The 12895-nt window shown below is 71.9% G+C and carries 13 protein-coding genes; 4 read left to right on the top strand and 9 right to left on the bottom strand.

Features of this window, described 5'->3' with window-relative positions:
* Positions 1-260: 260 nt before the first annotated feature.
* The 3 genes from ABTZ17_RS19540 to ABTZ17_RS19530 all read left to right on the top strand — a co-directional run bounded on the left by ABTZ17_RS19540 (position 261) and on the right by ABTZ17_RS19530 (position 2986).
* On the top strand, positions 261-1091 hold the full coding sequence (locus ABTZ17_RS19540) for a CPBP family intramembrane glutamic endopeptidase (RefSeq protein WP_352196903.1): 831 nt from the start codon (positions 261-263) through the stop codon (positions 1089-1091).
* A gap of 366 nt (positions 1092-1457) precedes the next feature.
* On the top strand, positions 1458-2030 hold the full coding sequence (locus ABTZ17_RS19535; RefSeq protein ID WP_352196902.1) for an RICIN domain-containing protein: 573 nt from the start codon (positions 1458-1460) through the stop codon (positions 2028-2030).
* A gap of 242 nt (positions 2031-2272) precedes the next feature.
* A complete protein-coding gene (locus tag ABTZ17_RS19530; RefSeq protein WP_352196901.1) occupies positions 2273-2986 on the top strand; it encodes a DUF4238 domain-containing protein in 714 nt (237 codons plus the stop codon).
* Positions 2987-3111: 125 nt separating this feature from the next.
* Here ABTZ17_RS19530 and ABTZ17_RS19525 read toward each other — a convergent pair whose 3' ends face one another.
* From ABTZ17_RS19525 to ABTZ17_RS19510, 4 genes are all read right to left on the bottom strand, one after another.
* The gene (locus ABTZ17_RS19525; protein ID WP_352196900.1) at positions 3112-3543 is read right to left on the bottom strand and encodes a hypothetical protein; all 432 of its coding nucleotides are present in this window, start codon (positions 3541-3543) and stop codon (positions 3112-3114) included.
* A gap of 1185 nt (positions 3544-4728) precedes the next feature.
* Positions 4729-5370, bottom strand: a complete 642-nt coding sequence (locus tag ABTZ17_RS19520; RefSeq protein WP_352196899.1) for a hypothetical protein — start codon at positions 5368-5370, stop codon at positions 4729-4731.
* On the bottom strand, positions 5367-5756 hold the full coding sequence (locus ABTZ17_RS19515) for an STAS domain-containing protein (protein WP_352196898.1): 390 nt from the start codon (positions 5754-5756) through the stop codon (positions 5367-5369). Before ABTZ17_RS19515 ends, ABTZ17_RS19520 begins: the two co-directional genes overlap by 4 nt.
* An 843-nt stretch (positions 5757-6599) precedes the next feature.
* The gene (locus ABTZ17_RS19510) at positions 6600-6815 is read right to left on the bottom strand and encodes a hypothetical protein (RefSeq protein WP_352196897.1); all 216 of its coding nucleotides are present in this window, start codon (positions 6813-6815) and stop codon (positions 6600-6602) included.
* A 278-nt stretch (positions 6816-7093) separates the two neighbouring features.
* On the opposite strand from ABTZ17_RS19510, the gene ABTZ17_RS19505 reads away from it, so the two are divergent.
* Positions 7094-7309 (top strand): DUF6207 family protein, encoded by a 216-nt coding sequence (locus ABTZ17_RS19505; protein ID WP_352196896.1) that lies wholly within the window; start codon positions 7094-7096, stop codon positions 7307-7309.
* Between the two features lie 542 nt (positions 7310-7851).
* Here ABTZ17_RS19505 and ABTZ17_RS19500 read toward each other — a convergent pair.
* The 5 genes from ABTZ17_RS19500 to ABTZ17_RS19480 form a co-directional block, all read right to left on the bottom strand.
* Positions 7852-9042, bottom strand: coding sequence for a hypothetical protein (locus ABTZ17_RS19500; RefSeq protein WP_352196919.1), 1191 nt, complete (start codon positions 9040-9042; stop codon positions 7852-7854).
* Positions 9043-9533: 491 nt separating this feature from the next.
* On the bottom strand, positions 9534-10514 hold the full coding sequence (locus tag ABTZ17_RS19495) for a bile acid:sodium symporter (RefSeq protein ID WP_352196918.1): 981 nt from the start codon (positions 10512-10514) through the stop codon (positions 9534-9536).
* Between the two features lie 130 nt (positions 10515-10644).
* Positions 10645-10962: a hypothetical protein gene (locus ABTZ17_RS19490; protein WP_352196895.1), complete on the bottom strand. Its 318-nt coding sequence runs from the start codon at positions 10960-10962 to the stop codon at positions 10645-10647.
* Entirely contained in the window at positions 10959-11726 is a 768-nt protein-coding gene (locus tag ABTZ17_RS19485; protein ID WP_352196894.1) for a heavy metal-responsive transcriptional regulator, read from the bottom strand. Before ABTZ17_RS19485 ends, ABTZ17_RS19490 begins: the two co-directional genes overlap by 4 nt.
* A gap of 98 nt (positions 11727-11824) precedes the next feature.
* Complete coding sequence (locus ABTZ17_RS19480) at positions 11825-12640, bottom strand: sulfite exporter TauE/SafE family protein (protein WP_502994742.1); 816 nt, start codon at positions 12638-12640, stop codon at positions 11825-11827.
* Between the last annotated feature and the right edge of the window lie 255 nt (positions 12641-12895).

Raw genomic sequence — 12895 nt, 5'->3', positions numbered from 1 at the left:
GGCGGCGTCCCGTCGGCCGGTGCGGCTGCGGCCGGGCACCGGTGCGAAATTATCACCGGTTGTGCGATGCCCGTGACGGGGTGCGAGAGCGGGGGGCGGCAGCGGGTCCGCAGCAGGGCGTGCCAGGCAGCCCGTACTGGGCATGTAGGGGCATATAGGCGGGATAAGTGCTTGTGGGAAGATATGGGCGCCTCGTGATGGGGGGATCGTCCCACTTCGCCTGGTGGTGTCCCAGCGCCTTACCGGATCGGAGTCGTCCCATGTCCACGCACCGACCTCCCTCCCGGCAGGGCAGAACGCTGACCTGGCCGTGGTTCCTGGCCGTGGTCGTCGTCTACCTCGTCGTCGTCCAGGGTGTCGGCCTGCTCATCGGCGTCGACACCTCCGGCGCGAAGAGCGAGTTCCCCACCACCGAGGCCATCGTCCGCAACGGCCTGATACCCATCGGCCTGTCCGTCGTCTTCGCCGCGGCGGTGGTGACCTGGCTCGGATGGTGGGGCGATGTCCTGCGCTACCGCGCGCCGGTACGGCGCTGGGTGTGGTTCGTGCCCGTCTCGATGCTGGCCGCCGCCCTCCTCGCGATCAACTACTCCAACCTCGCCGCCCAGCCGGCCGCCATGGTCGTGGCCCTGCTCGCCATGACCGCGTGCGTCGGCATCGGCGAGGAGCTGATGTTCCGCGGGATCGGCGTCCAGGTCTTCAAGAAGGCCGGATTCAGCGAGGGCCGCGTCGCCCTGTGGTCCTCGGTCGTCTTCGGCGCGGTGCACCTCTCCAACGCCATCGGCACCGGATCCCAGGCCGTCCTCCAGGCGATCGTGGTCGCCACCTCCGGCTACTTCTTCTACCTGTGCCTGCGCGCCGGGACCACTCTGCTGCTTCCCATGCTGGTCCACGGCCTGTGGGACTTCAGCCTCGTCTCCAACAGCGTCGGCAGCGACCCCAAGCTGTCCGCCGGGATGGTCCTGCCGATCATCCTTCAGGTCGTCCTCATCATCGTCCTGCTCCTGCGGCGCCGCTCCATCGAACCGACCCCCGTCGCCGGCGACACCGCGAGCGGACAGCCCCGGCCCGAACCGGCTCCCGGCCACTGACCGGCCAAAGCCTGGCGCAAAGCAGGCGTTGCCCCGGGCCTCTCCGGCCGGTTTGATCAACAGGTCCAGAAAGCACCCGCATGACCCGACCACAAGGAGACCCGCCCGTGTCCGCCGAACTCCTCGCGGAAATCCTCAAGGTCGTCACCGCCCTCAACCCCGTGGTCATCCCGCTCATCACCTGACCATCAGCGCGCCCGGACACCACGGCCGATCAACAGCCCCGCAGCCCCTGCTCAAAGGGCCGCGGGGCTGTCGGCATACCCGCCCACGACGTCCGCATCCCGCCACGCCACAGGCCGGGCCCCGACAGCCAGAGCGCCCCGCCGCCCGGCCCTCCACCCGGCCCCGTACGGAAGAAGGACCATGACCACCCCCGCCTCCCGCCACCTCCGCAACCTCCTCGTGGCCGCTGCCGCCGCGCTGCTCACCGCCGCCTCCGCCACACCGGCCGCCGCATGGACCCCACCGCCCGGCGCCGGAACCCACACCGTACGGGCCGCGCACTCCGACAAATGCCTCGGCCCCCAGGACGACAGCACCCAGGCAGGGGCCCGGATCGTGCAGCAGCCCTGCGACGGCCGCCCCTCCCAGAAGGTCACCCTCATCACCGCCCGCGGCGACATCCCCGCCGACAGCTTCTTCTTCCGCACCTCCACCGGCCTGTGCTGGAACGTCGAAGGCGCCCTCCACCACCAGGGCACACCGATCATCCAATGGCCCTGCAGCCAGGCCCTCAACGAGGTGTTCACCGCCTACGGCGACCGCCACCCCTGGGCCGGACACGTCCTGCGCACCCACACCACCCGCCCCAAGTACTGGAACTGCCTCCACGTACAAGACGCCTCCACCGCCGACAACGCCGCCCTGATCCAGCACCCCTGCAACCTCAGCGGCCAAGGCGGCCACAACGACACCTTCCTCCTCACCCCCGCCTGAACCCGCCCCACGAGCCGCCGCACCTGTCGTCCGACGATCGTTTGCCGACAGGAGGAGGGCGGTCCGGCCCCGCGGTGCCTCCGCCGCCACCGGAGCTTGCAACCGGTACCTAGGTACAGGTTTGCCGTCGGAGGTGTTCCCTTCGGGGACCTGATGACGGGAGTGAGTGCGATGAGGGTCCTCGCGGTCGAGCCCGCAGCCGAGGACGACAAGCCGGCCCCGCGCCGCACGCAGGCAGACAAGTGGGCGATGAACTTCGCGGCCGCCCGGCAGTTCTTCGAGCGTCAGGGGCATCTGCGGGTGCCCGGGCCAGCGGTGGGCGCGGCCCTCGCCGCGCGGCCCGGCGCTGCCACGCGGCAAACGACGCGGGCTCGGTCCGGGGTTCAAGGGTGTCGCCTCGCGCCGTCACGTCGGGCGTTGTCGAGCGCGTACTGCCGCCTGGTCAGTCACCACTGGCCCCGGAAGCCTTGCGGAGCGAGGCGCTACGTCAGACCGGGCTTCACCTCCCCGGCCCCGGCCCTCTGGGGTCCTTCGCAGAGCGCCTCATTGCACAGTCCGAGGTCGCGCGGAGCTTCGAGGACGGAAGCCTGTTCCGCGAGAACATCGAGGACACCTTCCACAAAGTGCGCGACCTGGCGGCGAAATGCCGCGTGGAAGTACTGACGCCCGACAGCGGCGAGTTCCTGATCGGGGACACCCCGGCCGTCACCCTGCGCTCCGACAGCACGCCTTGGCAGATCGACACCGCGTTCGGGGATGCCCAATCCGTCGTCCTGCCCATCGGCCCGAAACACCTACTCGCACTGGGCCCGAGCGACCTCGCGGGGACGATCACACCGGCCGCGGCCGACGACCTCAACACCGTCCAGATACGCGCAGCAACCCGCTACGTCTACATGCGCCCCAACAGCGGACTGGAAGCCTTCGTCAGAGACCAGGCACGCCTCCACCGGTAGGAGGAAGCTCTGCTCTGTGGATTCCCGGCCCGCCCCCGCCGCGGGGCCCGTCAACCGGCCGGTGCAGGCCGGCGCGAGGCTGTCGTGCGGCGCTGCGGGTCGGATGCGCGAGAAGGTAGCGACCTTCAGCGGCGGGTGAGCCAGTCGGTGGTGTGGACGACGGCTGCGGCGACGGCGTCGGGGGTGAGGTGGGTGGTGTCGAGAGTGTCGTCCGCGAGGGCGGCCTGGTCCAGGACGAGGTCGAGTTGCCCGGCCCGGTCCAGATGCCAGGGCAGCGAGGCGGTGTCGTGGTCCCCCTGGTGGCGGTGGTGCAGGCGGGCGTGGAGGGTGGCAACGTCCGCGGTCAGTCGGCAGACCCGCAACGGGATGCCGAGCGCCGCCCCGAAGGCGTCACGTTGCCCCGCGGTCTCGGCGACACCGGCCAGGATGAGGTGCCGGGCGCTGGCGGCGAGGTGGTTGGAGGCCACCACTCGAAGGTTGGCCAGGAGAAGGCGGTGATGGAAGGGGTCGTCCACGGGCGCGGGCCACGCCCGACACAGCCCGTCCAGATCGAGCACCGCATGAGGAATACCCGCATCGGCGAGCACATCGCCCACGAGATCGGCCGTCGTGGTCTTGCCGACACCGACCGTACCGGTGATCAGAAGAGCACTCGCCCCCTCCCCACCACGAGCTGAGCTCAGGGACCGGTCGGGACGGGAGTGGCCGTCATCGGGGATCGGTACATCACGTGACGAAGAGTTCATGAACCCACCCTGCCAACCACACTCCGTGACCACCACCAGATATCGGCATGAGCAGGGAACTGGTCGATGAAGCGGTCCCGGATCGGGACGCCGCGGCGGGTCCGCAGGAGCAGCGGTCCGCCCGGCCGTGAGGGAGCGAACAGGCGGGCCCGGTGGCCGTCGACTCATGGACGGCGGCCCCGCACGAGCGGAAGACAGTGGGCAGGTGAGGCCGCCCGGCACGTGACGGCCCCACCTCGGCTGACGCAGACGGGAAAGGGGAAGGAACGAACCGTCTGCCGACAGCCCCTCGGGAAAGTCCTCGACCCCGCGCCTGCCCCACCCGCCCCACCCACACACCCCCATCGCACAACTCATGGACGACCGAGGGGACCACGCACGACGACCGCAGGTATGCGCGTCGGGCAGCCGTCAGCGCCGCACCTCGCGCTCCAACCCCTCGCAGGGCCTAAAGGCTGGGGTGTTCAGCCGCGCAGGGTGTGGGAGGGGAGGGTGTCGTAGCCTGGCGGTAGGCGGCGGTGAAGTGGGAGGGCTTCGCCCACGCCAAGGCGCGGATCCCAACCAGGCAGGGCCTCTACCCGATCCACGGCGCAGCCACTGCCGCGGGAGGGCCCTCCTCGCGTACGGCGAACTCGGATCCCATCACGCTGACGCGGGCCCGAACTGGTTCAACGAGCCCGATCAGCCCACTTGCGGGGCGAGTCTCGCAGACTGACCACCACCGGGGCCCGCCGTAGAGGATCCGGCCGCCGAAGGCCATGGCGTACGCCTACCGGCCTTGCTCAAGGGCCGTGATCAGGGCAGCCGAGCACCCCGCCCGCCCCCCACCCCGGGCACGGACAGGACCCGACCGCCCTGACCGTGCCCCGGCCGGGCCCTGTTCCTGTGGGAGAGCCTCGACGGCTCACCCCCGACCCTCGCCCACCCCACAGCGACGCGCACCCCCACACCGGCGTCCGAGTGACCGAACACACGATCCACTGCGGACCGGGGTGGTCAGGGCGGTGTGTCCGGCTCGTCGCAGCCGGCCGCGTCCGTGCCGTCGGTATGGGCCGGGATGCGGGCCAGCACGGTGTGCAGGTGGCGGATGGCGTGTTCGGCGTCGGCGAGTTCGCCGGTGGTCGGCAGGACGGTGCCGAAGGCGTGGTCGGGGTCGGCGGTCAGTGCCCGCCACTGGAGGACGGGGGTGAGGGCGTGGCTGGTGGCAGCGAGGAGCCAGGCGAGGTGTCCGTGGGTGCGGGCGGTGGCCAGGGCCAGGACGGCCAGTGCTTCACGCAGGTGCTCCAGCCGGGCCAGGCCGGGAAGCATCTCTTGGTAGTCGGGTGGGCCGATGACGGTGGCCAGGGAGCCGGCGGCGCGGTGGGCAAGGTCGGCGTCTTCCGCCGCGACGTCCCACAGGCCGTCGGCCACCAGGCGGTCGGCTTCCTCGGTCGCCGCGGCCACCTGCGCCCGCAACGAGACCCGCGGCCGCCCCAAAACCGGACCCCGACCGATGCCGGGGTCGGTGCCGGGGCCGGCGCCGGGGTCGGTGCCGGGGTCGGTGCCGGGGCCGGCGCTGAGGTCGGTGCCGGGGCCGGGGCCGGACCTGGGGTCGGTGCCGGGGTCGGGGTTGGTGCCGGGGTCGGCGGGGGTGCTCATCGGGCCCCTTCCGAGGGCCCGGCCCTGCCGTCGGGGTGGGTGGGGTCGGGGGCGTAGGTGAACAAGGTGGTGGTACAGGTCAGGAGGAACAGTCGGGCCAGTTGCCGCGGCACCTCGTCGGCCAGGACCAGGCGGTGGCGGATGTCGAGGAGGAAGTGGAGGAAGGAGGAATCGGCGAAGGCCACCCCGGACACATCAGCCACCACATGGGCGCCGCCCACGTCTTCGGAGACGGCTTGGAGGACGGGTCGGGAGTCCATGTCGAACTCACCGGAGAAGGACACCCACACCGTCCCGGGCCGGTCGGGACGGGACTCGACCACCGCCCGGCAGTAGCGGGTCGTGCGGACGCGGGTCCGAGCGGATCGGGGGGTGAGGCGGTTCATGGCTGCCGTCCCGGTAGAAACAGGGGGCCCTCCCCTCCCCGCGTGCGGGAAGGAAGTACGCGACCACAGGGGGCCGGCGTGATCGAGGGGTCCGTACCGAAAGCACCCCACCGAACGAAGAAGAGGAGGATGCGGCAGCGCGGGTCACAACAACGGCTACCAATGACCCTACCCCCGAAACGAACACCTGACCCAGGCCCACCGGCCGGGACTGCCCCCGCGCCCCCACCTCGGGCCTCCCGGACCCACGCACGCCCCCGGTGCTTCCGCCGGGTCCGGTATCTCCCCGAGCCAAGACGGGCCCAGCCGTCGACCGGACACATCCCGCTGCGCGAACGAGCCGATATGAGGCCGCCCGCACGACGCTGCTCCGGCTCACCCCCGACCCACACAAGCGAGCGCGCACGGCGCTGCTCCTGCTCGCCACGGACTCTGCAGAACGTCGCACGCGCGGCTCTGAGCCCCTCACACATCCCTGACCGTCTCCGAGGCTTCACGCCCCGCGCGTGCGTCTCTCACGGGCGCACAGCCGCGTTCCCGGGCAGCCGGCTCGGAGATGGTCCCCGCGAGCGAGTACGGGTCCTGTCCGGCTGGAGCGGCGACCGTCGTACCGAGCCGGCTCGTGGTGGCGGCCCCCGCTGATCGAGACTGACCTCTTCCCCGGCTATCGCGGGGAAGAGGTGTCGTTTTCCGAAGGAGGCTTGCCCACGGCATCTGACCTGCGCGAATGGAAGATCACCGGATTCGGGGGGTCCCACTCACGGTCACACCTGCGGTCCCCCGCCTAGTGCACCCGTGCAGACAACCCTCCAGCCACCCTCCGGTGCAACCCCTCGCGGAGGGTCAGCGGGAGAGCTCCCAGGCTTCCGGGCCGGCGCCTCGCCACTCCACGAAGTCGGGATCGGTCAGGTCCACGTCGTCGGCGTTCTCCAGCCCGGCGGCCGCGAGGAAGACCCGGATGTCGGCAGGCCGGTGCGCGACCCCGATGGCGACACCGTCGTAGCGCACCCGGCGCCAGCCCTGCTCGTCGGGCGGGTAGACGATCAGCTTCGCGGACATGCGCCCAGCCTGTTCCCGTCGCGCCCCACTGGCACCCGGCCGCGCGCGAACGGGTGAGGCGGCAGTTCACGGCCCAAGAGAAAAGCCCCACCGGTGGCGTCGGCCCCTGGAGTACGTTCGGACGTACGGGGTGCGGCCCTGGCCACCAGGGCCGCGACGGGGGCCGCACCCCGACACAGCTTGCCGACCATGCGACACCCGCGGCCTGGGATCCCTCGTGCGAGTGGACGGGGGGCCGCCGGCGAACCGGTCCGGTCACAGGCGCCGTCGCAGGGCTCATGAAGCCGTCCGACGAGCAGCACATCGCGGAGCCCGGCCTGGTGGTCCTGGACATCACCGGCGGGGACGAGGACACCGTCCGGGCCGTCATGGCCGCGCTGGACGAGCGCTGGGCCACATCGGGTGTCGGCGCGGTGCGCCGGGATCCCGGGGAGCCCGGCGTCCGGGCCCGGATCCACGCCGACGTCCTGCGCCCGGGACAGCGCAACCCGTGAGGGGAGCCTGGGGAAGCCCTTCGTGAAGGGCTTCCCCAGGGTCGCCTCAGGCTTGCCCTGGCGCTCAGGCTTCTTCGTCCTTCACCCCCCACACGGGATATGCCCCGGTGTACAACCGACACGGCGGTCTCGGCCGGCTCCCGGCTGCCGCGTCCCAGACGGTGCTGCCGCGACCTTGGGAGGCGTCCCGTCCTGCGGCCCGGACACTGGGCAAGCCCCCCCGTGGCAAGGGCTTGCCCAGCACGGGAACGTGACCGGTCAGCGCGGCGAGCGTGACCGATCCGTCGCCCGCGATCGGTCAAACAGCACGTCAGCGCCGTGACCGGTCCATGCAACTCCCGAACGGCCGGTGACCGGTCATCGGTCACCGACCGGCACCCCCGCGTCTTGGGGCAGAAGCTGCCGGTGACCGATGACGCCGCCCCGGGGGGGGTGGGCAAGCCGGTGCCCGGGGGTGGCTTGCCCAGGCCCCCATTGGGCTTGCCCAGGCTCCCCTCGGGCTTGCCGAGGCTCCCCTTGGGCTTGCCCAGAAGGCGTCTCGGTCAGCTGCGGCGGCGGAAGAGGCCGCGGCCGGGCCGGGCCGGCTCCCGGTCGTCCTCGATGGGCGACGGCACTGCGGCCTGGAGGCGGGCGGCCTGTTCGCGGGCGACGTCGTCGGCGTGGCAGGTGCCACAGACGGTCAGGTCCCCGGCCGTCCAGGCACCGCCGCGCGCGGTGGTCTCCTCCCAGCGGGCATCGGTGAACTTCTGCCCGCACCGGCTGCACACCGGGCGCTGTGCCTCCCGTTCGGCGGCCCGGCGCTGTGCTGCCCGTTCGTCGGCGCGGGCCATCTGGTGGCGGTAGAGGGCGTCGCCGTCGGGGTTGTCGAGTGCGGCCGTCAGCGTCTGCTCGCTCTTCCGGCCGAGCCGTCGCCACACCGCCTTGTGGGCGCCGTGCTCCTGGAGCTGTTCCAGGGTGGTGACCACGACGGGCACCGCCTGGCCGTAGTCGAGGGCGGTGATCCCCCGCTCGTAGGTCTCGTACTGGCGCGGTGCCCAGGAGCGTCGACCGGTCTCCTCCAGCACGGCGATGGTGTTGGCGACCTTCGCCGCGGTGGTGTCCGCGAACACGAACGCCACCGGGGGCAGGCCCTCCCGGCCGGTGGGCGGGTAGACCCGGCGCCACAGCCGCTCCTCGTGGTCGACCGTGTCGATCGCGTCCGGCCGGAAGCGGACCAGGTCCACGGTGCGCTTGTCCGCGTCCTGCGGCAGCAGCCGGCCCCACTCCCGGTACCGGTGCAACTTCTGCACCAGCTGGTGGGCGTCCTCGGTACGGCGGTCAACTTCCACCAGGAGCACCGGCACCCCGGCCGCCGGTGCCCGCACCACCAGGTCCGCCCGCTGCACGAAGTTGTTGCCCAGCCGGTGGCCGATCTCGGTCTGGAAGCCGAGCCGGTGACCGATCCCGGCCCGGTGGAGCTCCGCGGCCGTCGAGGTGACCGCTGCGGCGTGGTCGTCGTAGCCGGTGCCGAGCAGCTCCCCGGTGTCCGGGTCGTACGTCTCCTCACGCAGCACCGACAGTCGTATGCCCTTCGGCTCCAGCAACTGCTTCGCCTCGTGGTGTCCGCGCTTGGTCAGCACCCACACCTGTCGCTGGGCCTCCTGTACCGACTCGATCCTCACCGGGTGGTGGTCCTCCAGATCCAGGAGGTTGTCCCGCGTCAGCTTGTCGTGCCGGTTCTCCGGGCGAGTCAGCTTCCACAGCTGATCGGGCGTAGCCCTCTGGAAGATCCCCAGCGCTTGCAGCAGTTCCCGGCGCCTGGGTCCGGTCGAAGTCCTCCTGTGCTGGGGACGCCGGGGTACATGGGGGTTGTCGGACCTACGGCGACCCCTTGCCCGCCCGGTCCGACCTGCGAATACGTCCCGCTGGGCGGGACGGGGCGCGGAGGGGGTGATGGAGGGGTCCACGGAGGGGGTCCTCCGGGCCTGTCCGGGGGTCTGTTCAGGCTCGTCGGCGGTGCTCGCCACAGGTGCTCCTGAAAGGGGTGAGGGCGGGCCTGTCCCGCCATTCACCTGCTACAGGTGGCCTTTTCGGCCTCGGTGTGACGCCGCCCTCCGAGAACCTCTCCGCCGTGACCGCATCGTGATCAATCCGTGTGACCTTGACCTGTAGTTGGCCAGTGCGGGCCACAGCCCCTGCTGGCTGCCCAGCGGTGTTGATCTCTACATGGCCGGAGTTTTGACGCCTACTTGGCCAGGCCCATCTCAGCCCGACCGTTGTGGTCGTTCCGGGCGGGCAGCAATCGGGGGACGAGGCGTACGTAGGCGACCATGCCGAGGACCTCGACCAGGGTCTGGGTCACTACGGCGACCGCGGCGACGGCCAGGTCGTCGGGCAGAGCCAACGCCAGCGGCAGCACGACGAGGGAGTTGCGGGTCGCGCCGGTGAAGACGATCGCCCGGCCCGCGGGCGCGTCGAGCCGGAACAGACGGGCCACCGCCTTCCCGGCGAACGCCATCACCACGAGGAACAGCACGGAGAACGGGACGACGGCGGCGACGTCGCCGAGGCTGTCGCCGAGCTTGGGCACCTGGGAGGCCACCACGGTCAGCAAGGTGGCGGCCATCAGCGGGACCATCGTGGTGCTCGCGCCGTCGGAGACCTTCTGTCCGGCCGGTCGGCGGGTGGCCCATGCCTGGAGGGCCCAGGCGAGGGCGAGCGGGATGACGATCAGGAGCAGGAATGCCTCAAGGAATGGGCCGACCTCGACGATGTCGGCGAGCTCGGAGCCCATGAACAGGTAGAGGAATCCCGGCAGCAGGAGCATCTGCGCGACCAGGAGGACCGGGGTGGCGGCCAGGAGGCGGCGGCTGGAGCCGCCGGCCAGGCCGGAGAAGACGATGACGTAGTCGACGCAGGGGCAGAGCAGGACCAGCAGGACGCCCAGGCGCACGGCCTGGTCGGCGGGGAGGAAGGTGAACATCGCGGCGACGACCAGGGGCACGACCACGAAGTTCACGAGCACCGTGGCGGACAGGAACCGGCCGTCGCGCAGCGAGCGGAGGAGCTCGGCGGCGGGGACCTGGAGGAAGGTGACGAACAGGAGCGCGCCGAGGACCGGGTTGATCGCGTGTTCCAGTCCCGGGCCGAGGCCGGGGGCCGCCCAGCCGAGCAGTCCGCCGGCGGCGAGTGCCGCCAGGTAGATCGCGACCTGGTGGTGTTCCATCCGCTCGACCAGGCCCTGCGGTCCCTGCTGCGACACCCGAACTGCTCCTTCGTACTGGGCCGGCCGCCCCACGGCGGTCGGACGGTTCATCCTCACAAACCCCTGTGCGGGGCCCGGCCTGCGGTTCTGCTCAGTGGGCGGCCGTGCCGCCCGCCGCCGGCGGCGGCGGGCCGACGGTCGGCATGCCGAGGTCGGCCCGATCCGGGGCGGTGCGGCAGGCCGTCGTGCGGCGCCGGTGCGCTACGACGAGGAAGCCGAGTCCGGCGGCCACGGCCAGGACCGCGAGGGTGGGCATCCATAGCGCGCCGATGGCGGAGGTGACGCCGACGCAGCCGAGGACCGCCAGGATCGGGCCCGCGCAGCACACCGCGCAGGCGGCCACCGCGGCTGCGCCGGCGCCGAGCGTGCCCCAGGGCCGGGACGGCCGGGGAGAGGAGGAAGTGGTCATGCGGGTGCTCCGAAGAGGTCGGCCAGCATTCCGGCGGCGGCCTCGGGGGCCCGCACCTCCAGCTGAAGGGCGGTCGGGGTCAGGTGGAGGGTGAAGTCGAAGAACGCGCAGCAGCCTTGTTCAGCCGCGGCGAGCGCCGCGAGCTGGCCGGCGAGGTCGGCGCCGGCGGGGAAGGCCAGCCGCAGGCCGTCGGGGATCGTCTCGCGGCGCTCGGCCCGGCCCACCAGGGCCCGCCAGTGCTCGGTGCGCTCGGCCAGCTCGGCGCCACCGAGGGTGCAGGCGACCGGGACGTCCCGCCACGGCTCCGCGGCGGGGCGGGTCGATGACAGCTCGATCGGCACCGGCCCCGCCGCCGGGGCGTTGGTTGTGGTGCAGCCGCAGTCCGGGCCGCACGCCCCGGCCGGGGCCGGGCCCGAGAGTTCGGCGTGGACGCCGGCCAGGTGGGCGGAGAACGCGCGCAGCTCGGCGATGCGGCGGTCGGTTTCGGTGATCCGGCCGGCGACCAGGGGCAGCATCCGGGCCCGGACCGATGCGCACACGCCCTCTTCGCGGACGTCGAGGAGGTCGCGGATCTCGTCCAGGGCCAGGCCGAGGAGCTTGGCGGAGGAGATGAAGGCCAGCCGCTCCACCGCGTCCTCGCCGTACACCCGGTACCGGGACGGGGTCCGGTCGGCGGGCAGCAGCCCGGCGTCCTCGTAGAAGCGCAGCGTGGTGGCCGGGACGCCGGAGCGTTCGGCCAGCTGCGAGATGCGGTAGGTCGTCACATCGCCGACGGTAGACCTTCGACCCGACTCGAAGGTCAAGCGCCGAACCGTGCTCGACCCCTGCAGACGGAGGGCGCACCGCCCGGGCCGGCCGCCGGTCAGTCGTGGCGGGCGAGCTTGAGGGCGGAGACGAGGAGGGGCACTGCCAGGAGGGGGATGAGGACCAGGTTCGGGAAGACGCCGAGGAGCAGGCCGCCCACCACGGCGCCGGCGATCGAGCCCGCGGCCATGGTGGCGGTGAAGCGGATGTTCGCGCCGAGGACGGCGAAGCTGCCGTCGCGGCTGTAGCGGGCGAAGGCCACCAGCATGGTGGGCAGGGAGACCAGCAGGGAGAGGCTGCCGGCCGTTTTGATGTCCTCGCCGAAGAGCAGCACGATCGTCGGGATCAGCAGCTCACCGCCAGCCACGCCCATGATCGCGGCGACCACCCCGATGCCGAACCCGGCCACGACACCGGCCGGGATCTGGGCCCACAGCGGAAGGTCGAGGGTGCCGAGGGTGGTGGTGTGGGTGAGGAGGAGGGCGGCGGCCATGAGGACCATCAGGGCGGCCAGCACCTTGTAGAGGGTGGAGCTGCGCATCCGCACGGCCCAGGCGGCTCCGGCCCAGGCGCCCAGCAGGCTTCCGGCGAGCAGGTTGACCGCGACGGGCCAGCGGTCGGCGAGTTCGGCGGCCGGGACCGCGGCCAGACGGGCGGGGAGCGCGACCAGGACGACGACCAGACTCATGGCCTTGTTCAGGATGACGGCCGACAAGGCGGCGAAGCCGAAGAGACTGATCAGCAGGGGCAGGCGGAACTCGGCGCCACCCAGGCCGATCATGCCGCCCAGCACGCCGATGGCCGCCCCGGCCCCGAACACCACGGGTGCCGAGTGCGTCGAGCGGAGAGGAGTGAGGTTATGGTCCGTGGTCACGCCGGGCATCCTCGCTGGTCACGGCACCTTCACGCTACGAGACAGCCCTACCTTCGGGTGAAGGAACCGGGCTCCTGCCCGGAATTCGTCCGGACCTCCGACTCCGGTGTGACTTTGAGTCCGGGGTACGTGAAGGGGGGGGGCGCCGTAGGGGGGTGGGGCCCCCCCCGTTAGTTGTCCTGGGGATGGGGGGGGGCGCTGGCGACCCCCCACATGGGCGGCCCCGCCAACCCGAAAGCGAAAAACCCCCCCCCC

Origin of the sequence: Streptomyces sp. NPDC097619 (assembly GCF_040302735.1) — a bacterium.
In the GTDB taxonomy this organism is placed as follows: Bacteria; Actinomycetota; Actinomycetes; order Streptomycetales; family Streptomycetaceae; genus Streptomyces.
Note: the sequence above shows the minus strand (reverse complement) of the source record. Positions and strands in the feature narration are given on the sequence as shown.

Excerpts from the sequence above, each read along its gene's own strand:
- ABTZ17_RS19540 (WP_352196903.1), top strand. The coding sequence starts at position 261 with ATGTCCACGCACCGACCTCCCTCCCGGCAGGGCAGAACGCTGACCTGG.
- ABTZ17_RS19535 (WP_352196902.1), top strand. The coding sequence starts at position 1,458 with ATGACCACCCCCGCCTCCCGCCACCTCCGCAACCTCCTCGTGGCCGCT.
- ABTZ17_RS19520 (WP_352196899.1), bottom strand. The coding sequence starts at position 5,370 with ATGAGCACCCCCGCCGACCCCGGCACCAACCCCGACCCCGGCACCGAC.
- ABTZ17_RS19515 (WP_352196898.1), bottom strand. The coding sequence starts at position 5,756 with ATGAACCGCCTCACCCCCCGATCCGCTCGGACCCGCGTCCGCACGACC.
- ABTZ17_RS19510 (WP_352196897.1), bottom strand. The coding sequence starts at position 6,815 with ATGTCCGCGAAGCTGATCGTCTACCCGCCCGACGAGCAGGGCTGGCGC.
- ABTZ17_RS19505 (WP_352196896.1), top strand. The coding sequence starts at position 7,094 with ATGAAGCCGTCCGACGAGCAGCACATCGCGGAGCCCGGCCTGGTGGTC.
- ABTZ17_RS19495 (WP_352196918.1), bottom strand. The coding sequence starts at position 10,514 with ATGGAACACCACCAGGTCGCGATCTACCTGGCGGCACTCGCCGCCGGC.
- ABTZ17_RS19490 (WP_352196895.1), bottom strand. The coding sequence starts at position 10,962 with ATGACCACTTCCTCCTCTCCCCGGCCGTCCCGGCCCTGGGGCACGCTC.